A 26,053-nucleotide genomic window follows, 5' to 3' on the forward strand; every position below is an offset into this window, starting at 1 on the left:
TTTTCAGATGCTCTGCTGCATCATGTGCAAAAGATGTAACAAGCTGGTTCTGGTCAAGTTTTAGAAGATGTGATGCGGCATTATCGTGGGAGGAATTGTTGACATTCTCCTGAACGTTTCTGCCTATCTGTTCCAGTTCCTTGACATTTCGATGACGTTTTGCATATTCTGAGATGAACTCACCGATCAGACCAAGCGATACCGTAACTGCCAGGATCAAAAGTATTACCACAGGATACAGCAGGGCTGATGAAGCAGTATACATGATCTGGAACAAAGAAGAATCAATAGCCATATTTAGTTACTCCTAATTTTATCAAGAACAAATCCCCCGGCAATGATTGCTGCAAAGGCCACGAATGGAAGGATCTCCACAGGCGGTGCGGAATACGCAGGAATGTTCATCTGTTTTGTCTTAATGTAAGCAGGTACAATGATGGCGCCCATGAGATAGTAGATACCAAGGATCATCATGATGTTACCGAGGGTCTCCGGGGTCTTGTTCAGCATCTTGCACAGAAGGGAAGACGCAACCACAGAGATGAAAAACACACTACCCACAAGCAGTCCGATCAGGATCCCACTTATCTCAATATATGTTGCCAGAAGCATACAGGATATGAAGAGTGCTGTCAGGCAGACAGGGCAGGGCAGGGAGATCACAAGGAATGTGCGATGAGAAACATCACAGCCACAGTTCCACTGTTTCTGGGTATAGATGCCTGCCCCGATCAGGAGCAATGCAACCAGGACGTGAAGAGACATACCCATGCTCGCAATAAGGTCGAGATTGGATTGGTCCACATATCCTATGAGACTGCCGATTATTAGTGATAAAATAAAATAGCTGCCTGCAATCGCAAGGATCTCTTTTGTGCTGCGATTAGAAAAACCACAGCCTATCCCGGTCTTAATACCAAATAGAAAAATAGCCAACAGTATCCCCACAACAGTGAGAAGTACCATGTTCATTCACAAGCACCTCTTATAAAAATTAACTTCTCTTTTAGAATGTATGTTATTAACAACATTTCTACCACCCAAATTGATAATTTTTACATCATATTAAATCAAATATGATCTTGCATTGAATCAGACAAGTTTAGTTGAGTGCCACAAATAAAACTGATATAGTATATAAAACTGTGTTTTTGAATCATATATGTGTTACTTTTTGATATTAATGTATTTCATGAAGAAGGCATATATTAGTCAAATAAGACATGAAATGAGAAACATTTCTAAGACATTGCACACCAGACCAAATCAGAAAAATAAAGTTGCAACGAACGATAGAAGCAATAATAACTATGCATCTGCCATTACATGAGCCTAAAAACGATGCAACTGAAGTTACAATGAAATAGAATTTAGTGGATATACAACAAAGAGTCTACATAACTTATCAAATCATACTTATTATTACAAACCTTCATCTAAGTCTTACCGAGGAACACCATGCCAAACAATATCGAAACTCAGATATAAAATATCAAAATACTTATCACACATTATAAGGTTAGAAATGTTGATTCCAATGAAGAAAGCAATATTACTAATTATACTTGCAAGCATGGTCCTTATTAGTGGTTGTGCAAGCAATTCCGGGGATCAGGAAGATACTATGGTAAACGAAGGAGATTATATCACTGTTAATTACATTGGCCAGCTTGAAGATGGAACAATTTTTGACACATCACTGGAAGAGGTTGCAAAGGAAGCCGGACAACACAACCCTGCAAGGGAATATAGCCCGCTTGGATTCACTGTGGGTGCAGGCCAGATGATCAAAGGCTTCGACGATGGCGTGCTTGGAATGGAGATCGCTGAGGAACGTACAGTCACGATCCCGGCAGCAGAAGCATATGGAGAGTACGACGAGGAACTTGTCCAGCCAATAGAGATCAATCATCTCAAAGAGATGGGGATCGAGCCTGAGGTAGGAATGCCACTACACACCCAGCACGGACAGGTAACGGTAGCTAAAATGAACGACACACATGCCTTCATTGACTACAACCATCACCTTGCCGGAAAGACACTTGTCTTCAAGATCACACTGGTATCTATCGGACAGGAATAAACCAAACCAATAAAGGATCAAGGATGGAAAAAGAAGAAAAGATCGTAGTAGTCCTGCTGGTGATGGCCATCCTGTCACTGGCAGTAGCTTATTTTACCTACCTTCCCGGTGAGTTGACAGGGGATATCCGGCCACTAACAGATTCATCCGGACTGGGAGAAAAGGTCTTTATAGAAGGAACGGTGCTCAGCAAGCGGATCACATATACCGGAGACCACCTTATTCTGGAAGTTGACCACAGCACACAACCCATAACTGTCTTTATACCAAACAACCGTGGAGCTGAAGAGATCAATGAAAGGATCTCCACCAATGACCAGGTGCGTATTACCGGCATACTAGACGAATATGAAGGTGAGCTGGAGATCATTGTCCAGAAAGCAAAAGATGTTAAATTCTTCAGAAGCTAATCACAAAAACTCATAACGGTAACAATATAAGTGAAAAGGTCATCTTCTGAAGTATGAAAGCGTGCATCATGTGTGGAGGGGAAGGCACACGACTTCGTCCTTTGACCTTTGAAAGACCAAAGCCAAGCATACCTATTCTGAACAAGCCATCCGTTGTGCATCTTATAGAACACCTTGCAAAAGAAGGGTTCACTGAGATCGTCATCACAATTGGATATATGGCAGAAAAGATAGAAGAAAGCCTTGGTGATGGACGTATGTTCGGAGTACATATCGACTACGTCTATGAAGAGAAAAAACTCGGCACTGCAGGCAGCGTGAAGAATGCCGAGGAGTACCTTAAGGATGAGCCATTCATTATTGTAGGTGGAGACCATGTCATGGACCTTAACCTTCGCAATATGTACCGATTCCATGAGAACAACGATGCCATAGTGACCATCGGACTGATGTCCATTGATGATCCGCGAGAGTTCGGTATCGCTGACATGGACGTTAACAACAGGATACACCGCTTTTTTGAAAAGCCAGGTCCTGGAGAAATTTTCAGCAATCTCGCCAGCACAGGCATATACATGTGCAGTCCGGAGATCTTCGACTGGATACCTGAAGGAAAGCAATATGATTTTGCGAAGGACCTGTTCCCGGCATTGATGAAAAAGGACAGGAAGATCAATGGCATGCTGATGCGTGGCCACTGGACGGATGTAGGAAGTGCAAACGCATACAGACAGGCACAGAGATGGATGCTTGATTCTCTTCCCGGAACCTCCATCGAAGGTAACTTCAATACCAAGAATGCACGTATCGTCGGACCTCTTAAGATAGGGAACAATGTGGTCGTAGGTTCGAACTCTGCACTTGTGGGACCAATTGTCATCGGGGAAAACACAACTATTGGAGACAACGTCCTGATAGGACCATACACAGCCATTGGTTCCAATTGTGTCATCAAAGACAACTGCAGAATATTATCATCATATATCTTCAACAACATTACCATCGGGAACAACTCCAATGCATCCGGTTCAATAATCGACAACAATACAGTAATAGGAAGGAACTGCAGCATGGAAAACGGAACGGTCATCGGTCCCCGTGTGAACATCAATGATGATGCCACCATTCACTCCTATGTAAAGATATGGCCAGAGATCAATATCAAACCCGGCTCAAGGATAAAGGAGACCATAATCAACCCTGAATTAGACTAAATAACAGAACACCTGAAAGTATGAATCGATTCTTTAAGTGGCTCGTAATCTCATTGCTGTTAAGCTTTACATCAATTGTAATTCTACTGTTATTCACAGTGGACACGACCACCATCGATGCGATCCTTAACATTAAAAAAGAAGCGATCCTCGCTGCCATCGCACTTCAGGTGTTTTCATATATTATCTGGGGACTTCGCACAAAGTTCATGTGCCAATCCATGGACCATGATATCAGTTCATTAAAGACCATTGAGATCGCCATATCCAGTCTTCTCGTAGCTGCAGTCACACCATCTTCGGCTGGAGGTGAGGCCTTAAGGGTCCACCTCCTTTCAAAGAACGAGATACCTATCGGACAGGCAACGGCAGTGGTTATTGGTGAGCGGCTCACAGATGCCCTTTTAATACTCCTGACAGCACCTGTGGCACTCTATATCTTCAGAGGTGTGATCCCGGGTGAGAATTTTGACATGCTACTTATCACAGGAGAAGCAGTACTGCTCTCAGCCCTTGGAATACTGATATATGCCATATGGAAACCTGATAGGACAAAAAGCACCATTCATTTTCTGGTGAACAGGACTACCCGTTTTCATGGAAAGAAAACCGATGAAGCGATCTCACACCTGTTAAAGAAAGTGGACACTGAACTGGATGATTTCCACTATGGACTTCGATACCTTCTGAAAAAGGGAAGAAGAGGACTTTTCTACGGGATGATATGTACCATCATCTATCGCTGTGCCCTCTATTCGATCCTGCCGGTCATATTAGTAGGACTGAACCAGCCACCACAAATTGTGCTTGCCTTCACAGCACAGATCCTGCTGACGATAGTAATGATAATACCTGCAACCCCTGGTGCAAGCGGGGTGGCAGAGCTAGGTGCGAGTTCATTGTTCTCGGTACTGCTTGCATCCCCTGCTTTAATAGGTATAACTGTGCTGACCTGGAGAGCACTCACATATTATACGAATATAGTCGCAGGGAGTTTAGTGAGCCTGAAGGTACTGAAAGATGCAGATATCATGAGCGATTCAATTAACAAGTAAAGCACCAGGATCACACCACTACATATTTCAATAATTTCTCCACGTCCTGCACTTTCCCCAGTACCTCATTTGCATTTGCATAAGGCACACCCCTGTAGATGTTTGAAGCTTCAAGATCACTGATACCGGGAAGTTCCCTGATAACAGACAGAGGTGCAGAGTTTATTTCAAGTGGATAAGGAATGGCCTTTACAGAACGCTGACCATGCCCCACAATAACCACGTCAGTGAACTTACCAAGAGGAAGAGTAAGCGGTATCCCGACAAGTAAAGGATAGGAACCAAATTGTCTGCCAAATGTCAGCTCATTCTTTGAACTCTCATCGTGTACTTCACACATCACATCCCGAAGTACAGTGCCTTTTGGAACAACCTTCCGAAGCATTGGCAGGTCTATCTCTTTTCGTATCTTTTCCTTGTATTTCAGGAATAACTTCTTGTGTTTCCCCACAAGCTCATCGTTGCCATAGACCCGGGTATCCGGAAATGCCATGACCTGACGGATATTGATCCTTCTTACAAGAAGGCCTGAATCCAGTACATTTTTGAGGAAATCATAGTTCATCTCAAATGTCTTCTTAGTCTCACCGGGCAGACCATGGACAAAGTTTAACCCCGGCAATAGCTCTGCAAGACCACTGCTACCCCTTGAAGCACCAACTTCATTTATCATTTTGATAACATCCAGCACATCTTCCGGCATTGCCTTAAGGTCATTTGCACGCACTACATTGGGATCAGCACTTTCCATTCCAAGGGCTGCAATGTCACCGGATGTATGATGGTGAATAATGGTCTTCATTATCTCAAGGCTCTGTTCAGGATACGCAGCAATAGTTGCCGGATTTGCGTTGTCCATATGAAGGACCTTAAGTTCAGGTGCCACCTTACGTATGCCGCTATAGAGCGATTCCAGGACCGATGGATCCGGTTGCAGGATGTCTGCACCTACATCCCTTGCATGGAAACTGAACAAGTCCGGTTGCCTGCCGATACGGAAATATCTGGCACCGGCAGCATAGAGGGAAGAGACTTCATCGATCACATCGGATACAGGGCGGTAGTCCGAAGGGCCGTAGAACCTTTCAGTGCAGAAGGAACAGTGGATCTTACGCCCACACCCACGGTAGGTCTCAAGCTCGCACATGACATAGGGATAATCCGGATGTCTTTCGATGATAAAAGCACCAAGACGAGACCATATCCCGATCTCTTCTACTGTCCTCAGCCTGTGACCGATATCCCCAGGATCGAGCAGGGAACCGTTCTCGAAGATATCATAAACAAAAGCTTCGATGTCCTTCTTTGCAATGACAACATCTTCTGCTTCAATACCCAGTTCTTTGGCACCTGTACCACCCCCTTTGCTGAAACCGAGACGTATGGGACCACCTATGATTTTCAGACCTGATGAAAGACTGCAGATGTTCTCGATCTCACCGGGAGTTATGGGAGATGATCGAAGGTATTTACCCGGTACCGTGATACCTGACAGTATGACCACAAGGTCGGCTTTTTTAAGCGCAAGCACATCTTCCGGAGTTGCTGTCCTCAGACTATCGATGGTAAAATAGTGAATGTCTTCCTCTGCTATGCCCCTTTCACGGAGAGCACCGGCTATGTAACGTATGTATGGAGAGATATATGGCGGAACCCCGAAACACGCAGGCTCATCCACATAGCCGTCTATGATCACTGTTCTCATAGGGATAAGATTGAAAGGATACCTTATAAATGAACCTTTTGAATATCAGGTTAATAGTAGATTTATTGTTTAAGTCCATTCAATTAGTATTTAGAATTATTTTACACTATTTGAAAGTTGGTTTCAAGATCACAAACATCAACCATATTTGATGACGATTCGAAGATAGACATGTTAAGAACTGTTTTGAATAAAATAGATTTTAAAGAATTGTTAGTAACGACAAAGATTCCAATGGGTACAGTCATTATATACTACTCGAGTGCCAAGATACTAATGGTGACATTTATTGGAATCCACACATACAAAGCGGAGTTTCTTTTAATCCGGAGTATCTATCGTTTGTGTTTGCTGAAACATTTCTGACATCGTGTCGATTGGTTTCATTGCAAGAAATAACGATTGTAGACTATATGAATGAAATGATCATTGTATCATCTCGGGAAATTATCCTGGAATGATTGAACCCATTTCACAAATTTTATATACATTAAAAATTCTTCCACTTATTATATAGGTGGGAGTAACTCATGGTATCATTAACAACATTGGTTTTAATCGGAGCTTTGATCGTTCTATATATCAAATATTCTAAAATTGCATCACGCACGAAAGGTATCACTGATATCGATGCTGAAATAGCACGAGTCCAAAAGCAGTTAAATGAAATGCAAAGCGACTATTCGGAAAAGAAACCGGTGTATGACAAATTTAAAAAAGAACTCAACGAGCTTGAAGAGGACGCTAATATTGTAGCACATGGTATGTACAAACCCCATTTCGATTTTGATACATCTGAAGAATACAAGGAAACTATTGTGAGTACTCGAGATGAGCAGAAGCAGATGATAAAGGACGGAACAGCTGCTACATGCAAGATTCAATGGGAAGTTGAAGGTAGTAAGGCAAAAGGCAAGCAGATGACAAAAAAGAACATCCAATTGATGCTGAGATCCTTTAACAACGAATGTGACGCGGATACCCTGAAAGTGAAGTGGAACAATGTTGACAAGATGGAAACCCGCATCAATCGGGCATTCGAAGCTATTAACAGAATGGGAAAACCAAACCAAATCGAGATATCAAAAGACTATCTGACTCTTAAACTGGAAGAGCTCTACCTTGCACATGAGTACCAGGAAAAGAAATACGAAGAAAAAGAAGAGCAGCGTCAGATAAAAGAACAGATGCGTGAAGAAGAAAAAGCTCGTCGAGAAATTGAAAAGGCTGAACGTGAATCCGAACAGGAAGAAGTTCGATACCAGAAAGCCCTCGAAGATGCCAGATTGGAAATGGAGATGGCAAAAGGGGAAGAAATGGGTGCACTTAATGACAAAGTAGCTGACCTTGAAAGACTCCTGAAAGAAGCACACGAAAAGAAGGAACGTGCAATTTCACGTGCACAACAGACAAGATCTGGACACGTCTATGTGATTTCAAATATTGGGTCGTTTGGCGAAGATGTCTACAAGATTGGTATGACCAGACGACTCGAACCTATGGACAGAGTTAGGGAATTGGGTGATGCTTCAGTACCATTCAGGTTTGATGTTCATGCTATGATTTATTCAGATGACGCACCATCTCTGGAAAACAATTTACACAGCATGTTCAGGGAAAGGCAAGTAAATGCTGTCAACAACCGCAAAGAGTTCTTCAGCGTCTCACTTAACGATATCGAGAAAGCCGTCCATGAACTACATGGACAAATTGAATTTACCAAGGTAGTGGAAGCAAAGGAATATCGTGAATCCCTTGTTATGCGTGAAGCATTGTACGAAGAACTAAAAGAGGCAGATATCGTGGAGGAAGAATTCCCGAATGCTCTATGAAGGTAATGGAGAATGATAATGTACGAGAAAACGACATGTCCCCACTGCAGTAAAACGTTCTATCAAAATCTCCGGGTGCGCGTGAGAGAAGATGTTTATCAGCGAGGATCTGAGAGAATACACAAGCAAACCGTCACCGATGTAGAAATGGCGGATAGCCTCTCCGAAGAACAACTTGCCAGGGATATCCTCCTGGAACTCGAAGGGTATGTCTACAATGGCATGACTACTGACGAATTCTGCAAGCTCCTGAAGAAGTACTTCGGTGTAGCTTCAAAATACTGCTGCGACTTGATTCAGCGGATGAAGATCGAACTCGACATGTATTGCCCAGATCATCAGCATCTGTATTTTGTGGAAGCTTGAAGTTTGAATCCGCATCATTATGTTTTTATTTGGGGTGAATGAAATGTTAGATTGGGTACGTGATTTGTTGGGGATTTCGAATAAGAGTGAAATTGATCGGACCATCGAAGGCCTGTCGAGACATGTCAAAGCAATCGATGATAATCCAGAAGCAGCAAAAGAAATCTTTGGGGATCCCGAGTTCATAAGGTCTTACTTACAAAGTGGAATACGGATATTCCAGACGCTCAAAGATATAGAAGACCTTGAGAAAGGGACGAAATGATGCTAATGTTGATCGGTAAGAGGGAATTTGAATGGGACTAAGTTTATTTGATATCGCATCAATGATCGTTGTTACTGTAATCATGGTTCTTACGGTGGGATATATAATTGCTCCCGCTATCCATAACATTGGTTTTGTGCTTCTTTTTGTAGACACAGCAGCTGCTATATTTTTTGCATATTTACAATACAATCAGCTTGCATTGATATGCGCAACCATGGCATTGCTTGGGCTGGTGTTAATGGTAGGTGCAAGTAGTTACATATCTACTGTAGAATCTAACCCAGTTGCAAAGGTATTCATTGATGCTGGGACTAAACTTGCAAATTCTACAGAGGGATTGATTCCTTAACAATTGAATCATGAATATTGAAATAACGGCCATTGCTTATGAGGATATACTTAAATAAAAATAGTTTAATGGTGAGTATATTCTCGTTTTGGAAGGTGGGTATATGCTAAAAAGCCTGAGTATTAAAAACTTCAAAGCCCTTAAAGATACTAATGAAATAGTGATAAAACCCATAACTTTTTTTGTAGGTCCAAATAGTTCTGGAAAGTCGAGCGCATTGCAATCACTGTTAGCATTGCGTCAGACGTTTAAAAGTTCTGACGACAAAAGTCCGTTGATTCTTCAGGATTATATTGACCTCGGATCATTTAAAGACATCATTTGGAATCATAAAGAAAAGTTAGAATTTGAAATCGGATTTGAAGATGATTCAAGTGGGAAATATTTGATAAGGTACAAGTACCCGACATCTGGCTTCAATTCTGGAAACATTATTGTAAAATATTTCGAATATATAGGCACAGTAGTTTTCAATAGTGGCGATGAACCTGATGAAAGAAATATACATCTACAAATAAAATGGTTGAACACAGACAAATATTCATTAAAACTAATTCAACCCATTCCAATTGGTAAAAACGTAGTTGGGAAATTAAAAAAAGTATCAAATTTCTCAGTCCCAGAATATGATTTTATGTCAAGCAATTTCGCATTTTCAGAAAATATGTCACGGAATGAAATGCGTATTGTCCAAGCAGCGCTTTACTCAACGATAGCTAGTTTCAAATTGAATGATTTATTTCAAGAGGTAGCACACGTTGGACCATTGCGTATAAAACCAGAAAGGGTATATACGAAAAGCGGGGCGGCGCCTACTGAAATTGGTGACAAAGGTAAATTTACAATAGATATACTATTGAATTCTGATGAAATTAAAAACATTGTTAAAAATTGGCTACACATATTCGAAATTGCTTCCGACTTTAAATTAGAGGAGTTGAAGGAAGGATCAAAACGGTATGAAATGTTGTTAAAGGATTATCATGCCGGCACCTGGGTTACCATTGCTGATGTCGGATTTGGAACATCACAAGTTTTACCTATCATCGTTGAATGTTTTAGCCCGAATAGTTCTACAGTCTTAATTGAAGAACCGGAAATCCATTTGCACCCAAAGGGCCAAGCAGCTATGGGAAACTTGCTAGTAGATGCTGCTAACCATACTAATAAGTCATTAATAGTTGAAACCCATAGCGACCTTATTATATCAAGGGTATGTACACGGATAGCAATGGGGGATATATCTCCGGACGATGTAGCAATTCATTACTTTGAACCGACAAAGCAAGGGACTAAAATCCACAACATCAAAGTCAATGAAGACGGTGAAATGATGGATTTCCCCGAAGGATTCTTTGAAGAAAGGTTCAACGAAGTACTAGAAAGAAATGATGTTGTCTTTGAAAGAGATGATGACGATGATTGAGCACGATTTGGTGATTGATGCAAACGTTTTAGGGGATTTTTGTAGAGGGGAAGAACACTACGAAAGTGCGAAGGAGCTACTGACAATTTCAAAATCACATCGTGTACAGGTAAACAAAGAAATATTAAATGAATATAAGCCATTGATCGCATGCTCTATGAGTAAAAGCAAGAATAAAAGTGATTTTCTTAAAGCGTGGTATGTACTTGTAGACAAGAGATGTAAGAAAAGGATAAAGGATGATGGCAAATCTCCAAAATGCATTGAGAGAATGCGTAGATCCGACTTCAAACCAGATGATGCCAAGTATGTTCGGGTGGCACTTAAAACAAATAGCAAAATATTAATTGCAAGAGAACATCACTTCCAGATGGCAAAAACTTGTATAGAAACTTGTGGGATTAAATTGTACGACTGGGATGAAGCAAATCAATTTTTAAAACAATGAATTTGTCACCCGCATCACATACTCTTGCACTTGCATGATTCACTATTCGTCAGTCCTCAATTCCTGACATTCCTCTTTTTAATCGAGCATCTACTTTCGCGTCAACGATCTGTGCGAATTCCTGTCTCATCGATGATTTAAACTGCTCAAACTCTTGCTTCATCTGCTCGTTCTCTTCACGCAGTTTCCTGTACTCTTCGCTCTCAATTGTGTGAACTTCAGTATTCCCGATTGTCAGGAATGGAAGGATACCTTATAAATGAACCTTTTGAAGATCAGGTTATCATAGTATACTTATACTTTAATCGTGTAGGATAGTACGTCATGGAGTTTTACTGAGGTTACCATATGAGAAGTGACAATACAAAGAAAGGAGATGCACGTGCGCCAAACCGTTCGCTTTTGAAAGCGATAGGGGTGACCGATTCTGAAATGAAGAAGCCGTTCATAGCTGTTGTGAATTCCTGGACAGAGTTCATTCCGGGACATATCCACCTTGACAAGGTTGCAGAAGCGGTAAAGGCCGGCATTCGCAATGCAGGCGGTGTTCCTTTCGAATTCCATACCATAGGAATCTGCGATGGTATCGCGATGGGACATGAAGGAATGAAATATTCCCTTCCAAGCAGGGAAGCCATCGAGGACACCATTGAGATCATGATACAGGGTCAGCAGATGGACGGCATGGTCATGGTAACATCATGTGACAAGATCACACCTGCACACATCATGGCTGCAGGAAGAGTTGACATCCCGGCAATCGTTGTCACAGGCGGTCCAATGCTGCCAGGATATGTCGATGACAATTATACTGACCTCGTTTCCGTCTTTGAAGGTGTAGGATCATGCCAGAGCGGCAAGGTCTCATCTGAAAAACTGAAACAGCTTGAAGATCTCTGCTGCTGTGGTGCAGGTTCATGTGCCGGAATGTTCACAGCCAATACCATGGCATGCATGACAGAAGCACTGGGACTCAGCCTGCCAGGTTGTGCAACTGCACATGCAGTTGATGCAAAGAAGATGCGTATTGCAAAAGATTCCGGTGAAAGGATCGTAGAGCTTGTAAAAGAAGGAGTTTCTGCACGCCAGATCGTCACTGAGAAGTCCTTTGAGAATGCCATCAGGGTAGACCTTGCAGTCGGAGGAAGCACAAACACTACCCTTCACCTGCCTGCCATTGCCCATGAGTTCGGAATTGATCTTACACTTGAGAAGTTCGATGAGCTTAGCAAGACAACCCCACACCTGATCGGACTCAGACCCGGCGGAGAGAATTTCATGCTCGACTTTGAGAGAGCTGGCGGAGTTCATGCGATCATGAAGAGGCTTAGAACAAAGCTCAATCTTGATGAGAAGACCATCACCGGAAAGAGCATTGGCGAAAATATCGAGGAATTCGTGATAGTCAACCCGAAACTGAACGCCCGTATCTTGACAACACTTGACAACCCACTCCATGAAGAGGGCGGAATTGCGGTCCTGAAAGGGAACCTTGCACCTGACGGAGCAGTTGTCAAGCAGGCAGCTGTAGATGAGAAGATGCTCAGGCACACCGGTCCTGCAAGGGTATTCGATAGTGAAGAAGATGCAATGGCAACCATCATGAAAGGCGAGATCAAGTCAGGAGATGTTGTTGTCATCAGGTACGAAGGACCAAAAGGAGGTCCTGGTATGCGCGAGATGCTCTCACCAACATCAGCCATTGCAGGAATGGGACTTATCGATTCAGTAGCACTTATCACAGACGGAAGATTCTCAGGTGGTACAAGAGGACCATGCATCGGGCACATCTCACCGGAAGCCTATGAAGGCGGACCTATCGGTCTGATACAGGAAGGCGACATCATTGAGATCGACATGCCTGCAAGGAAGCTTGAGCTCAATGTTTCAGAAGAGGAACTGGAAAAGAGAAGGGCAGATTTCAAACCGGTCGAGAAGGAAGTCACCGGCTACCTTTCAAGATATCGAAAAACAGTTAGCTCCGCAAGCAGGGGAGCTATAAGGGACTAAAGCTGCTGTTTAAGCAGCTTATTCCTTTTTTTATATTCTTATTTTTTTAATCCCAGATGACAAGCTTATGATCCGATCATAAGTTATGATCTTTGAACTATAACCTGATGCAATTTACAAAACAAGATCATGCAGATTCCTTTTCAGGAAGCCTCATAAGGTAGACCCTGTCATCCTTTACAATATTGGAGATCTTCCCTGCTGAAAGAAGATGATCTATCTTAGACTCCACTTCGTTATCCAGATATCTCTTGGAAAGAAGGCTTTTGATCACATCTTTCTTAACCTCAGAACCAGATGAAAGATAAGCAAATATACAGCTTTCAAGCTTGTCCGCAACCGGAGCATTTACAGCCGGAACAGGTGCATCGGGCTTAGCTGCCTGGGAAGAATGTTCCTCAACATCTTTATTCTCCATATTATCAGTAGCAATCTCACGATCCTGTAATGATGAGATTTCCTGCGCCGGAATTGCCTTTGGAGTCTGTGAGGAGGTTTGTGATGAGGTCTCAACATCGAATAGCACAGGCTTAAATGGTTCCGAAAAAGAAGCTTCTTCAACGGCAGCTTCCGGAACATTCGGAGAACGACTCTCCATTGGAGTTTTCATAACATCATCGTGTTCAATTTCTGCTACCGGAACTTCAACACCAGATAGCAATTCCGGCGGGACCTTCAACTCAGGAAAGGAAAGAGTAGCATATGGAACTGCTTCTTCAGGTCTTTCTGCCACAATGCCACCGGATCTTGCCGGAAAGACTGGATCAGACTCGGCTTTATTGCCCCCAATATCGGATAAGATGGACCTCTCTTTAAGGAACTGAACATTGGCACTCATATCACTGATCTGCCCCTCAAGCTCACAGATACGATCTGTAAGATCAACGATGATGCTCTCGAAACATGCCATCTTTTCAATAGAAGGATTGTTTTCCTTTTCAGTAGAAGGAATTAACTCTGAAACTGACTTTGAGCTCTCCTCACTCGGATCTGCAAAGTCGACATCGAGGACAGGTCCTTTGCAATCTTCAAGATCATCCGGACCTACAAGATTGCAATTGCAACATAAAGTAAGCTCATTTTCCCCATCATCAGCGATTATGTCTTCCTCTTCAAAGACATCTTCAAGTTCAAAGTATGCTTCCTCAGGAATTTCTTCACCGACATCCTCAGCACCAGTAACTTCTGCAGCCCGATCGTCAGTATCATTGCCACCATCAGGAACATCATCTGTTATTCCAGCAATGCCCTGCGGTTCTTCAAAACAAGGCTCTTCGGCATCTTCAACAGAGCCGGCATTATCCTCACCAGATATTTTCAGCTTGTTCTCAAGAAGTTCTATCAAAAAGGAATCCTTATCAGAAACAGTAGATAGTTCCTCATACAACTCATCAGATATACTGATCTTAAGTTCTTTCATGCTGCATCAACCCTGGAAAGCTAAAAAGAATATGCGTGCAGGGGATACATAAGCATTTCCAAAAAGGAGATCACACCAGCAGGTTAAGGGGGTGTGAGGATGATGGCTCGATATCAAGATCTGAAGATGCCTCTGCGATCATGATGTCAGCCATGGCGGCCAGCGGGAAGGTGTAACGTGCATTCTCGATAGGGCCATAGAGCACAAAATCGCCACCTGCAAGCTGCTGCATGGAAACCGTACCGATATCGCATATCTTATAGACCAGTGGATCTTCCTTCTTTTTAGCCTTGAGCCAGCTCCAGGAAGAAGGAGCATTGTGGATCCCGGAACCTACGGGATATCCCCATTTCGCCTTTGCTGTCATGGTCATACGAAGAGCAATGCCTGCACCATCACCCATGGGAGTAATGCTCGGATCGATCAGGATGTTCTTGATACCACATTCCTCAGCAATATCCAGCAGACCCCTGTCCATCAGTTTACCGCCGTTCTCCAGCAATGCCATCCTGCCATCAAGGGAGGAGTCCATTGCATTGAAACCTAGAATAATGGAGCTGTCAATATCGGAATTTGCCAGGGAAGCGAATTCATCGTCGGTGATGCTCATATTAATAGAATTGTAGATCGTCTTGTCGGCAAGTCCGATGTCGGTCACATATTCTGCGCAAGCCATCCTCACAGCAGGCTGTGGGGAATCGATGATAAATGGAGAATCGCTTACGGAGGTAACAAAATCGATGTACTTCTGCATACTCTCAAAAGTGTTGGCAAAGATATGGACGATCGATGGATTTCCAGTCTCATCGGACATGGAATCCTGCATGTTCACAAGGGCCTCTGCCTCTTTCCTGTCAAATATGCCGGCATCTGCATCTTCCACGATGCTGTGACCTTCATAGAATATAGTACCTGCAAGCACTGTTGCCAGCTCACCGGGCTGGCCTCCGACCTTGACACCTGCAATATTGACGATCTCCTGCTCTTTCTGGAACCTGAACATGAACACAACCTCTACGAAATATAACAATGAGAAAATAACAATAAAACGATACTTAATTAGACTCTACCTCACAGACAATACCGGAAGTTGAATCCAGCATTACATTGCCTGATACCATGATATCACCGGAAGTGATATCCATAACTGGCCTGCTTTTCTTTTTGGCGCTCTCGACAACGAAAGCTGCTTCATGATACGGACCTTCTTTTTCTTTATACTCATCAACGATACGGCGGATCTCATCAATGTCGACCAGGCCTATGTGCTCAATGAGACTTACCTGCTTCTGGAAACGCTCAATGACATCCCTGCTGATATTCTCGATAAAGGGGATCGCGCCATCCGACCCGATGATCCGCCCATCCTCATCTATGCCGTTCTTGTGAAGTGCAATAAGTGTTCTACCTGCAAGATGACCTCTGGATTCATTGCCACATATAAGGAGATACCTGATATTTGAATTTGAGACCGTGTTTATGATGATCTTCTCTGCACCAAGGTTCTCGGTCTTGCAGCTACCCCACATGGCAGCTTCCTCATAAGGTTCAAATGAGCTTGCAAGAGTTATAACTGCAATACAGGAATCGCTATTTCCGGCAATGCAATCTCCTTTCACAACAGGCCAGCCACATGCAACGTTTTCTATGTCAACACCCCATAAATCACATTTAATCAAGATCTGTTTCTCTCGTTTTTCATATCCACAAGGGCACTTGCAAGCATGATAGCCTTTGTGTAGTGGCCACCCACACGTGATGTGTCCACAAAGACATGGTCGTCCATTAATACCGGTGCACCTATACCATCCCCTCCTCCAAGGAACACAAGTGTCCTGAATATCAGGTTACCGGTTATTCCATCAGGAGCAAATAGGAAGTTCGCCTCTTTTATAGCGTCCTCAATGAGTATTGTATAATGCTTTGCACATATACCATTTTCCCGAAGCCTGCTTGCAAGGAAGTCAGCATCTGCAAGTGTGCGATCGATCTTCTCATGCCTCCCAAGATCACCCATCCTGCCACCCGAGAGCACACCTACCACCGGTTCAACTCCAAACCTGCGAATATGCTCCACACCAAGCTTAACAAGTGTTATTTTGTCAGAGAGGTCATTGCCCTCATCGATCCCCACAGGTGCGAGGAAGAATGGCACACCTTCAGATGTCAGGAGAAAAGCCATGCGGTGCAACCGCTCTATCCTGAGGACCTGCTTGAGATGGGAAAGGGTAACTGAGGCTTTTGCAGTGCCTCTGACCGCTGCATCAACTGAACCAGATGCCAGTAGGTCACCGAGAACGATCTCCGGCTCATGGGTGTTGATGATCTCCAGGGAAGTTCCAACGGAGTCGATATCCTGCTTATCCCCTACAAGGATAACGTGTGCATACCCTTCATTGTGTGCATTCTCGATACTTGAGATCATCTTAGGTGTCGGATCACGTACACCAATAGCCACCTTTGCAGTGTTTGAAAGAGCCCTTTTCCGGACAACATCCATAAGACTTGTCGTGCTATTGTTCTACATGCCGGATCACCTGCCAGAAATGATATTAATCAGAATCAACAAAGAGATGCAAACATTAATTAATTTTCCCTTTTATTGAAGGTATGATCACAGATGGAAGAATCTATCGAATGGGTTGAAAAATACAGGCCCAAATCCCTATCAGATCTTGTGGGGAACAAGAAGTCAATCGTTGATATGCGCGAGTGGGCAGAGTCATGGCTCTCCGGAGTGCCGGAAAAGCGTGCAGTTATCCTCCACGGACCTGCAGGAGTTGGAAAAACATCCGCAGCGCACGCACTTGCAAAGGATTTCGACTGGGAGACCATCGAGCTGAATGCAAGCGACCAGCGAACAGCCGGTGCTATTGAAAGGATCGCAGGTTCTGCATCAAAGATGAGCTCACTTACCGGTACTTCCACAAAGAGACTTATCATTCTGGATGAAGCTGACAATATGCACGGAAATGCAGATAGGGGAGGAGCCCGTGCTGCGGGCAGCATTATCAAAACAACTGACCAACCCATCGTACTCATTGCCAACGACCTCTACGGACTTACACCTTCGATACGATCCCAATGCATTGAGCTGAAGTTCAATTCAGTGCAGGGCAGGTCAATGATACCGGCGCTCAAGAAAATATGCGTCGAAGAGAAGATCATGTGCGGTGTTGGCGTCCTTGAAAAATTGGCCGACAATGCCGGCGGAGACATGCGAAGTGCTGTCAAGGACCTTCAGGCAGTTGCATTGGGAAGGGACGAGATCTACATTGAAGATATCGCCACATCCGAGAGGGATACGAAGGAATCGATCTTCAAGGTCCTCGGGAAGATCTTCAAGAGCACGGACCCAAAAAGTGCATTGCAAGCCACATATGGCCTGGATGAAACACCTGAGAACCTTATACACTGGATCGATGAGAATCTGCCATTACAATATGGCACTCAGGAAGGTACTGAAGAGGACCTTATCACAGGATACACCCATCTTTCAAAGGCAGACAGGTATCTTGGTCGTGTGCGAAAACGACAGAGCTATCGCCTCTGGAGATATGCAAGCGTCCTCATGACCTGCGGGACAGTGGTATCTAAGTCACATGTCAGTCGTGGATTCACAAAGTACCAGCCACCTTCATTCTGGCGTAAAATGGGTCAATTAAGGGCAAAACGTGACATGAGGGATAATATTGCATCCAGGATCGGCGACCATTGCAACGAGTCCATGCGTTATTCCCGCACAGACCTGGCGCACCTGTACGGCAGGATGCTGAAGGACGATGCCTATGCAGTAGATGTTGCTGTGAACCTTGACCTGAACGTCGATGAGATGGTGTACCTTACCGGTGGCAAGAAGGTCACAAAAGGAATACAGAAGATCTATGATCTTGCACGGGCACAACGCAGCACCTATGGCAACGACGATGCTCCGGTCTTCTTTGAGAAGAAAGCAGTGAAGAAGGTACAGGATAAAAAGCAGATGGACCTGAACCAGATAATGGAAAGTGCTGCATCCAACGGAAATTCAAAAGCTGAAGAAACTTCAAAGACAGTAAACTCGGCCCCAAAGGATGATCCAAAACCAGAACCTAAACCGGCAGCAAAAGCAAAACCTCAAAAGACCTTATTCGACTTCTGAGACATCGTCTGGTGAAATATGATCAAAGGAACAATGGATCAATCCATGTCCTGTAATATTCTTTTTCGCAGACAACTTCAACATCCATATCAAAAAGTGCTGAAAGGTTCTTTGCCGTAAGAATATCCCCTTTGCGACCATCGAGGAGAATATTTCCAGCCTTTAACAGAATGACACGACTTATCACTGTGCATTTTAATCAAACGAATAATTATAGCATAAATGAATCATTTACTGCTGTTGCTTCCCACTGATACATGTCCCATAAGTCAGATACTGAACTTCCCCTTCCCATTGCTTTTGGTCTTTATACCTTCAAGCTCAAGAAGTTCCACCATAACATCAAGTCCACCGGCATAACCTGCCAGTTTTCCGTTAGAGCTTACCACACGGTGGCATGGGATGATGATCTGGATCGGATTTGAAGAATTTGCAAGCCCAACTGCCCTTGCAGCTTTTGGCTTGCCGATCATTTCAGCCACATCCCCATAGGATACAGTCTTGCCATAAGGGATCTTTGTTAAAGCATCCCAAACCACCTTTTGGAAATCGGAACCTTCTGGCGAAAGTTCTACATCGAATTCCTTCAACTCCCCTGCAAGATACCGGTGTAGCTGTTCTTTGACTACCTTAAAGAAAGTCCGGTTCTGCTTCCAATCAGAGGGAATGGTATATTTCCTTTTACCATCCCGGATATTCAGCACCTTCAACCCTTCAGAATCGCCAGCTACCAGTACAGTTCCAAGTTTCGTTCTTATGAAATCATAATACATTCAATAGATCATCAGTTTTGAATTAGATATTACTTTCCACAACAAACCTTTTCCTGAATGCCAGGGTCACGACTGCCACCAGTATTCCAAAGATACCTGAGAGTAGGAACACGATATGCAGGTCGAAGTAAAGCAATATACCGCCCAGGACCACAGGTGAAGCACTCTGACCCACATATTTCATGGTATTGTGAATGGACAGGACACCTCCGCGGGACTGTGGTGGTGATATCTGGATGATCTGGGAGTCAATAGCTGTCTGGCAAAGCCCGAACCCACCGCCAAACACCAGCAATAGCAGGAAAAGTACAGAAAGGGAACCGGCCCATGGAATAAGGGAAATAGATATCCCCACAAGTGAAAAACCCATACCTATGAGGACTATCAATGGAAGTTTTTCTGCAAGCTTCTTTATGTTAGATGCCACCATGATGATGGCAATTCCCTGAATAGAAAGCACCATACCTGCCTCTTTTGCAGCAAATCCGAAAACATCCTTGAGCATGAATGGAAGGAAGACAACGATCGAGAACAACAGGAAGAAGATAGCAAAGCTCAGGAATACAGTGTAAAGTATCCTGAAATCCCGAAGTTCACGAACTGCAGTTCCCAATCCGCCACCATAGGATCCATCACATTCCTTTGTTTCAGGAAGCAACAGGAAAACCAGCAAGGCAAATGGTAGTGACATGACATAGAAGAGGAAAGGATAGTTCCACCCGATGGTGGCCAATCCACCACCAATAAGGGGTGCTGTAACCGAACCAATGGCTATTGCCATACTGACCCTGCCCATTGAATGAACCCGGTCAAGCCCTTTATAAACATCCCCTATCATCAGCATCACCAGTGACATCATCCCGGCGATCCCTATACCCTGAACAAACCTCAATATAAGCAGGGTATGCAGGTCGGTTGCAAAGAAACTGAAAAGCCCCATCAATCCATTGATGACAAGACAGGGTACAAGCACTGCCTTCCTGTTCACACGATCAACAAAGTGCCCGATGATAAGAGAGAAGATAGCTGTGGAGATGGTGTAGACCGCCATGAGCTGTGCTACTTCATTAGGAGTGCTGCTTAATGGTTCCACCATCTGTGGCAGTACTGGTGCAAGTATAGCACCACCTGCCATTGCAAAGAAGACGGTTGTTGCAAGAAACAGCAGATGATAGGGTTTGAAATTCATGCAATTCACCATTAAGGTCAAATTTCGTTAAAAGCGTTCTGCAGCAGTCTTCCAAGGTAAACAGGAACAGGCTTCTTTTCCTCATCAGAAAGATCAGAAAAAAAGGATATTCGGATTTTAGTTGCAATAGCAACTTTGTAGTTGTGTATGCAGTTATACTAAAGAAAATTGACCCAAACTAGCTAAATAAAGTAAATCTTAGTTAAAACAAGTAATAATGATTATATACTATGAATATAAATCATTTTGATAACCGACCTATAAATTAAGGGGGTCATAAATTGGCTATTGTAAAGAACAAGACCAAATACAACATGCGTTTCGCAGCATACAGAGCAGACGGTAAATACATACACCAGGAAAACAGCACCATACCACCGAGCAGCAGTCGCTTTATCAAAGACGATTTCATCGGTGATATTGATTGGTTCGTGATCACGGCATTCCTGCCTGAAAGCAAGATTCCCAATCAATTCAACATGGATGCACCGGAAACAACAAAAGGTGCCATGCCTCTTGTCTATGCAAAGATGGGAAAGGAAGATAAATTCGTTCTTGCAGAAGATGAATCAAGCAAAGAGTTCACGATGTACAAGGATGAAAATGAACCCGAAGGTGTACTTCACGGCTGGTAATATGCCGTGAACCTTATCATTTTATTTTTTCCTGAACTCTGATGATCTATAAGTTCCAGCCTATTTTTGTTTTTGTTAATTATTCATTCCATATTTGCATTCCTAAGATCACACTTATTAAATTGAATAATTCAAATCGTTCTGCATATATCATATTTTTGGTTCTCATTAACATCGAGTGGGTAATTTTAACGTCCTGCAAGCAAATATTCGCAATTATAGATCGTCTCCCTGTACAATCCTTTAATTGTGTTGTGGTATTTTTGCTCATTCGATTGCGATTTGCATTAGTTCTTTGAATTCCATGACGCTTGAAAGGTAGATGTAAATAAATTTAGTTACCCACACGATGTTGAAGAGATCCACTTTTGTATGGTTATTATTAAAAGGTTTTGTTAAGGGTTGTTGGACAGAAGCAGTGTAATGGTTGTGTACGTGTGCCGCACGCCCATCGCACTCTTGATAACATCCCTTGATATTTTTAAATTCGATTCTTGTCCAAATATTGAGGATTTCTACAGGGCCCAAATTTTGGACTATATTAATAATTTCGGTAAAAAGAGACTTTTATGAGTAGCTACGAAAATGTTAGGTTTAATCAAAAATTCTAACGTAGTGGTTTCGCTCATTAAAGTTCTCTGAACTAAAAGACACGTATGCTAAATAATCTGTTTGTCTCGCACTAGGAGAATTGGACAATCCTAGATTCATTGAATTACTTAAAGCCTGTCTGAATGATAAGCACAAAAAAGTACAGGATGCTACAAAGAAATCATTGACAATATTAGGTAAAAACAAATAAAATATTTAGATTGGTGATGCCGTTATCTTAAATTCCCAAGTTGATGAAAATGTAACTTCATGGGATCATCAAATTATTCAAATATTATGAATGTATCAAATATTATGGGTGTCGAGAAATAGCACAATTTTAATCATTGCTTACCATCAGCATAAAAGATCATTGAATGCTTATTTTTGAAAGATGTGTGTAGATGGGATATCCAAGTTGATTAATTGAGGGTATATGAATGGAAGAAGATGAATCACAAAATAAGTTAGCAGTACTAATAGATGCTGATAATGCACAACCATCGATCGTTGAAGGGTTGTTCGATGAAATTGCCAAATACGGAATTGCCAGTGTAAAGCGTATCTATGGAAACTGGACAACTCCTCAACTTAACCCATGGAAAGACACACTACTCGATTATTCAATACAGCCTATTCAGCAGTTTAGTTATACTACAGGGAAAAATGCAACGGATAGCTCATTGATCATAGATGCAATGGATCTTCTATATACTGAAAAACTGGATGGGTTCTGCATAGTATCAAGTGATAGTGATTTTACCAGATTGTGCCAGAGAATAAGGGAATCTGGACTGAATGTGTATGGGTTTGGTGAAAAGAAAACACCCAAGCCTTTCATAGTTGCATGTGACAAATTCATATATACAGAAAATCTCAGAAAAACTGAAGAGGAAAAAACAACTGTATCAGAAATAGGCGGGTATAAAAAATATAGTACAAATGAATTGAAAGGAGATTCTAAACTGGTAAACCTGCTAAGAAATGCAGTTGAAGATTCTGCGGATGATGACGGGTGGTCACCTCTTGGTAACGTTGGTCAAAATGCGATAAAAAGGGCTTCCGATTTTGATTCAAGAAACTATGGATATAAAAAGCTCAGTGATCTGGTCGAAGCAACAAAATTATTTGAAATTGACAGGCGTTCATCGGGTGCTTCAGGGGCTCACTACCAGATCTATGTGAGAGATATCAAATATAAAAAGAAGACAAAATAAGGACTCTGTAGAAATCCTTTTTTCTAAATTCAGCTAAGCTGCTACAATTTTAATAATAATAAGTTCTCTGTGTTTGTTTGCACCAAAAACACAAGGTGATGCTTGTGTTTCGTCTAACAAGTACTTAAAATTTGGGTTTGTAGAAATCCTCAACCAGAATAAAATAAATCTTGACATACCCTCTCAAGATTTTATATTAACATCTTAAATAGATGATTCATGGATTTTTTCAGTATCATAATCATGTTTACATAGGATGTGTTGCATGATGTTGAAATATAATGCCTATTCAGCCCATAGATGTTGATTTGGATATGTTTTCTACAGAGCCCTGAATTTAGAGAATAGGATTTCTACAACGCTGATCTTTATTACTATATATGGTATTTTCAATATACTTCATTTTCTGCAAAGATATGGCTGTATTTGCTCAATTTCTTCAAAGTAATTATTTATGTTAACAAACAGCATGAAGCAACTGAATAAGTATGATGGGGTATATGTCTGACTTTTATTAAGAAAAATAAAAAGAATAAGAAAAATAAGAAGAATGCAAAAGCTGTATCCAATCCCATTCAGAAGGTGAGGATACCTCGTGAAGAACAACGTGAAATATTGGCCACCGTTGATTCAAAACTTGGTGGAAGACATTTAAAGCTCAGATGCATGGATGGAACCGTGCGTATGGGAAGAATACCAGGTACCATAAAAAAGAGAAAAAGAAACTGGATCAATGAAGGGGACATAGTAATAGCAGTACCATGGGAGATTCAGGATTCAAAGGCCGATGTTGTATGGAGATATACTATAACCCAAGCAAACTGGCTTGAAAGAAAAGGATATTTAAAGTAACAATATGGAAAAGAGCCATTAAATCAAGGCAAATTCTAAATTTTGTTGAAAAAATGATTATTTGGATTTGGGGGTTTTGAGATCTAAGAGAATTGTACTTATCTGGCTGAAGTAAAGTTTTGATCAAATCCTTAAAATCGATGCATTAAGCATGAAGACAAAATCAAAAACATGAAAATGAACTTCCATTCCTTGAAAAGGATAATAGGTTTTTCTCTTGAATGTTTGATATAAATTAAGTTTGCAGATTATTTTTCATTAAACATATAGATTAATTTGCATAGTAATTAGTAAAAGAGGAATTATTTGGAATTCAATAATGTCCGAGGAACTTAGAAATAATGATGAAAGAGAAGTTCTAAATGGCGATGTTCTTTTTCACAAAACAAGGATGGTGATAGTCGGATGTGGGGGTGCTGGAAACACCACCTTAAACCGATTATATGGCATGGGTATGGATGATGTAAAAACCATAGCAATAAATACTGATAAACAGCACCTTGATATTACCTGCGCCGACGAAAAAATTCTGATTGGTAAAACACTTACTTTTGGAATGGGAGCAGGAGGCAATCCTGAAATTGGAAGAAGAGCAGCTGAAATGGAACTTTCTAGACTTGAATCTATTTTCGAAGAAAACGATATTGTATTCATAACTGCAGGATTGGGTGGTGGAATCGGAACTGGAGTTGCACCTGTCATAGCAGAGATTGTAAAAAAGAAAGGAGCAATTGCAATTGGATTACTATCGCTCCCTTTCACGGTTGAAAGGGAACGCTTTCTCAAGGCTAATAATGGAATGGAGAAGTTCATTCAAGTTGCAGATACGGCTATTGTTTTGGATAATAATAGATTGCTGGAATATGTTCCAAACCTGCCAATAGATGATGCATTTTCGGTTATGGACCAGATCATATCCGAAATTGTAAAAGGAATAATTGATACGATAATACAGCCCTCACTTATCAATATTGATTATGCAGATTTCAGGTCGATCATGCAAAATAGTGGCGTTTCAGTTGTTTTCATTGGAGAGTCTAGTGGCTATGATAAGAGTGATGATCTGGTTCGGGAGGTACAAGAGCATCCACTTCTAGACGTAGATTACAGTAATGCAACAGCAGGTCTTATACAAGTTACATGTGGACCAGAGATGAGTTTGAAGGAAATAGAAAAGATTGTATCCCTCCTCACCTATGAGCTTTCTTCTAGTGCAAATGTCATCTGGGGAGCACGTATAAGGGATGATTACGACGGCAAAACTCGTGTCATGGCTATCATGACAGGAATCTAACAGAAGAGATTTACATTGAGGACTAATGTCGTTATTTTAAGCTAAAAGTTTGGTATAACTTGATTTATTCAACTCATATATTGTATATAGTGTCTTTAATGCTCTTTGTGACAATCTCTACGGTATACTTTTGTACAGGCAATTTTAGTAAAAGTTCATTGTTGATGAAGTCGGTCAAAGCTTCTTCGTCATCAAAAAGCCCTACAACTTTTATTGAATATTCTCCAGTCGTTTGATATATCTTTATGAATTCATTTATTTCAACCAGGTTTTTCAAGCTACCCTTCATCTTTTTAGGTTCCATTTCCAGATTTAAAAAAGCCAGTGTATTTTTACCGAATTTTTTTGGGTTGAGCGTAACGACATAGTTTTTGATGAAACCATCCTTTTCCAATTTTTCAAGTCTATATCTCACACCGTTTTCACTCAAACCTACTTTTTTTGCTATTTCAGAAATTGGGGTTCTAGCTCCTTGTTGAAGAATTTCGAGGATGATTTTGTCTTTTTTGCTTACCATGTTTATCTTGATGCATCTTTATAGCCTAATGGTTATGATTTTTTTGGATGGATAAAATCCCTATGTTTATGTAGTTGAAAGGAATGATTCTGATATTGATGAAGAAGATTCAGGATATGCCTTACACTGAATGGAAGAGTGCGACAAGAAAGTTAAACCATGAATTGCGGAAACGCTGTCCTTTCCATTTGGGATAATCCTACTATGACATGCGTTGATGGTAACGTCAGGGTGTGAAGCTCATAGGACAATATGGAG

General features: G+C 41.9%; 26 protein-coding genes and 1 pseudogene. 16 read left to right on the forward strand and 11 right to left on the reverse strand.

Going from position 1 to position 26,053, the window contains the following annotated elements:
• Window positions 1–295, reverse strand: a pseudogene (locus tag E7X56_RS11230) (MotA/TolQ/ExbB proton channel family protein); the annotation flags it as partial.
• Between the two features lie 2 nt (window positions 296–297).
• Window positions 298–972: a DUF2162 domain-containing protein gene (locus E7X56_RS11235; RefSeq protein WP_135606837.1), complete on the reverse strand. Its 675-nt coding sequence runs from the start codon at window positions 970–972 to the stop codon at window positions 298–300.
• 553 nt (window positions 973–1,525) lie between these two features.
• On the opposite strand from E7X56_RS11235, the gene E7X56_RS11240 reads away from it, so the two are divergent.
• Genes E7X56_RS11240 through E7X56_RS11255 form a run of 4 tightly spaced genes read left to right on the forward strand, consistent with a single transcriptional unit; the run spans window position 1,526 to window position 4,762 of the window.
• Complete coding sequence (locus E7X56_RS11240; RefSeq protein ID WP_244603512.1) at window positions 1,526–2,083, forward strand: peptidylprolyl isomerase; 558 nt, start codon at window positions 1,526–1,528, stop codon at window positions 2,081–2,083.
• Window positions 2,084–2,106: 23 nt separating this feature from the next.
• Entirely contained in the window at window positions 2,107–2,493 is a 387-nt protein-coding gene (locus tag E7X56_RS11245; protein WP_135606838.1) for an OB-fold nucleic acid binding domain-containing protein, read from the forward strand.
• A 53-nt stretch (window positions 2,494–2,546) separates the two neighbouring features.
• A complete protein-coding gene (locus E7X56_RS11250) occupies window positions 2,547–3,707 on the forward strand; it encodes an NDP-sugar synthase (RefSeq protein ID WP_135606839.1) in 1,161 nt (386 codons plus the stop codon).
• Window positions 3,708–3,727: 20 nt separating this feature from the next.
• Entirely contained in the window at window positions 3,728–4,762 is a 1,035-nt protein-coding gene (locus E7X56_RS11255) for a flippase-like domain-containing protein (RefSeq protein ID WP_135606840.1), read from the forward strand.
• Window positions 4,763–4,772: 10 nt separating this feature from the next.
• On the opposite strand, the gene E7X56_RS11260 is transcribed toward E7X56_RS11255, so the two are convergent.
• Window positions 4,773–6,467, reverse strand: coding sequence for a radical SAM protein (locus tag E7X56_RS11260; RefSeq protein ID WP_135606841.1), 1,695 nt, complete (start codon window positions 6,465–6,467; stop codon window positions 4,773–4,775).
• Window positions 6,468–6,997: 530 nt separating this feature from the next.
• Between E7X56_RS11260 and E7X56_RS11265 the strand changes: the two genes are divergently transcribed.
• The 7 genes from E7X56_RS11265 to ilvD all read left to right on the forward strand — a co-directional run bounded on the left by E7X56_RS11265 (window position 6,998) and on the right by ilvD (window position 13,166).
• On the forward strand, window positions 6,998–8,299 hold the full coding sequence (locus tag E7X56_RS11265) for a DUF4041 domain-containing protein (RefSeq protein ID WP_135606842.1): 1,302 nt from the start codon (window positions 6,998–7,000) through the stop codon (window positions 8,297–8,299).
• 18 nt (window positions 8,300–8,317) lie between these two features.
• A complete protein-coding gene (locus E7X56_RS11270) occupies window positions 8,318–8,665 on the forward strand; it encodes a hypothetical protein (protein ID WP_135606843.1) in 348 nt (115 codons plus the stop codon).
• 67 nt (window positions 8,666–8,732) lie between these two features.
• Window positions 8,733–8,930, forward strand: a complete 198-nt coding sequence (locus E7X56_RS11275) for a hypothetical protein (protein ID WP_135606844.1) — start codon at window positions 8,733–8,735, stop codon at window positions 8,928–8,930.
• A 31-nt stretch (window positions 8,931–8,961) separates the two neighbouring features.
• Entirely contained in the window at window positions 8,962–9,282 is a 321-nt protein-coding gene (locus tag E7X56_RS11280) for a hypothetical protein (RefSeq protein WP_135606845.1), read from the forward strand.
• Between the two features lie 103 nt (window positions 9,283–9,385).
• On the forward strand, window positions 9,386–10,708 hold the full coding sequence (locus E7X56_RS11285; RefSeq protein WP_135606846.1) for a DUF3696 domain-containing protein: 1,323 nt from the start codon (window positions 9,386–9,388) through the stop codon (window positions 10,706–10,708).
• Window positions 10,683–11,156, forward strand: coding sequence for a type II toxin-antitoxin system VapC family toxin (locus E7X56_RS11290; protein WP_167879535.1), 474 nt, complete (start codon window positions 10,683–10,685; stop codon window positions 11,154–11,156). Before E7X56_RS11285 ends, E7X56_RS11290 begins: the two co-directional genes overlap by 26 nt.
• A gap of 348 nt (window positions 11,157–11,504) precedes the next feature.
• Entirely contained in the window at window positions 11,505–13,166 is a 1,662-nt protein-coding gene (gene ilvD, locus E7X56_RS11295) for a dihydroxy-acid dehydratase (protein WP_135606848.1), read from the forward strand.
• A 127-nt stretch (window positions 13,167–13,293) separates the two neighbouring features.
• Here ilvD and E7X56_RS11300 read toward each other — a convergent pair whose 3' ends face one another.
• The 4 genes from E7X56_RS11300 to mtxX form a co-directional block, all read right to left on the reverse strand.
• Window positions 13,294–14,586 (reverse strand): hypothetical protein, encoded by a 1,293-nt coding sequence (locus E7X56_RS11300; protein ID WP_135606849.1) that lies wholly within the window; start codon window positions 14,584–14,586, stop codon window positions 13,294–13,296.
• Between the two features lie 70 nt (window positions 14,587–14,656).
• Window positions 14,657–15,589: a tetrahydromethanopterin S-methyltransferase subunit H gene (gene mtrH, locus E7X56_RS11305; protein ID WP_135606850.1), complete on the reverse strand. Its 933-nt coding sequence runs from the start codon at window positions 15,587–15,589 to the stop codon at window positions 14,657–14,659.
• A gap of 52 nt (window positions 15,590–15,641) precedes the next feature.
• A complete protein-coding gene (locus E7X56_RS11310; protein WP_256360066.1) occupies window positions 15,642–16,265 on the reverse strand; it encodes a tetrahydromethanopterin S-methyltransferase subunit A in 624 nt (207 codons plus the stop codon).
• Entirely contained in the window at window positions 16,262–17,086 is an 825-nt protein-coding gene (gene mtxX, locus E7X56_RS11315) for a methanogenesis marker protein Mmp4/MtxX (RefSeq protein ID WP_135606851.1), read from the reverse strand. The genes E7X56_RS11310 and mtxX overlap by 4 nt, the downstream gene beginning before the upstream one ends.
• 120 nt (window positions 17,087–17,206) lie before the next feature.
• Between mtxX and E7X56_RS11320 the strand changes: the two genes are divergently transcribed.
• Complete coding sequence (locus tag E7X56_RS11320) at window positions 17,207–18,727, forward strand: replication factor C large subunit (RefSeq protein ID WP_135606852.1); 1,521 nt, start codon at window positions 17,207–17,209, stop codon at window positions 18,725–18,727.
• Window positions 18,728–18,749: 22 nt separating this feature from the next.
• Here E7X56_RS11320 and E7X56_RS11870 read toward each other — a convergent pair whose 3' ends face one another.
• The 3 genes from E7X56_RS11870 to E7X56_RS11330 form a co-directional block, all read right to left on the reverse strand.
• Complete coding sequence (locus E7X56_RS11870; RefSeq protein ID WP_167879536.1) at window positions 18,750–18,914, reverse strand: hypothetical protein; 165 nt, start codon at window positions 18,912–18,914, stop codon at window positions 18,750–18,752.
• Between the two features lie 82 nt (window positions 18,915–18,996).
• Window positions 18,997–19,500, reverse strand: coding sequence for a methylated-DNA--[protein]-cysteine S-methyltransferase (locus E7X56_RS11325; RefSeq protein ID WP_135606853.1), 504 nt, complete (start codon window positions 19,498–19,500; stop codon window positions 18,997–18,999).
• A 22-nt stretch (window positions 19,501–19,522) separates the two neighbouring features.
• Entirely contained in the window at window positions 19,523–20,689 is a 1,167-nt protein-coding gene (locus E7X56_RS11330; RefSeq protein ID WP_135606854.1) for an MFS transporter, read from the reverse strand.
• 281 nt (window positions 20,690–20,970) lie between these two features.
• Here E7X56_RS11330 and E7X56_RS11335 point away from each other — a divergent pair, with 281 nt between their 5' ends.
• The 4 genes from E7X56_RS11335 (at window position 20,971) to ftsZ (ending at window position 25,278) form a co-directional block, all read left to right on the forward strand.
• Window positions 20,971–21,324, forward strand: a complete 354-nt coding sequence (locus E7X56_RS11335) for a hypothetical protein (protein WP_135606855.1) — start codon at window positions 20,971–20,973, stop codon at window positions 21,322–21,324.
• A gap of 1,031 nt (window positions 21,325–22,355) precedes the next feature.
• The gene (locus E7X56_RS11340; protein ID WP_135606856.1) at window positions 22,356–23,132 is read left to right on the forward strand and encodes an NYN domain-containing protein; all 777 of its coding nucleotides are present in this window, start codon (window positions 22,356–22,358) and stop codon (window positions 23,130–23,132) included.
• Between the two features lie 513 nt (window positions 23,133–23,645).
• Window positions 23,646–23,984: a translation initiation factor eIF-1A gene (gene eif1A, locus E7X56_RS11345; RefSeq protein WP_135606857.1), complete on the forward strand. Its 339-nt coding sequence runs from the start codon at window positions 23,646–23,648 to the stop codon at window positions 23,982–23,984.
• Between the two features lie 319 nt (window positions 23,985–24,303).
• Window positions 24,304–25,278 (forward strand): cell division protein FtsZ, encoded by a 975-nt coding sequence (gene ftsZ / locus E7X56_RS11350; protein ID WP_135606858.1) that lies wholly within the window; start codon window positions 24,304–24,306, stop codon window positions 25,276–25,278.
• Window positions 25,279–25,351: 73 nt separating this feature from the next.
• Here the strand turns inward: ftsZ and E7X56_RS11355 are convergent, their stop codons facing one another.
• The gene (locus E7X56_RS11355) at window positions 25,352–25,795 is read right to left on the reverse strand and encodes an Lrp/AsnC family transcriptional regulator (protein WP_135606859.1); all 444 of its coding nucleotides are present in this window, start codon (window positions 25,793–25,795) and stop codon (window positions 25,352–25,354) included.
• Window positions 25,796–26,053: the final 258 nt, after the last annotated feature.

The organism is Methanococcoides sp. NM1, assembly GCF_900774285.1.
Classification (GTDB): domain Archaea; phylum Halobacteriota; class Methanosarcinia; order Methanosarcinales; family Methanosarcinaceae; genus Methanococcoides; species Methanococcoides vulcani.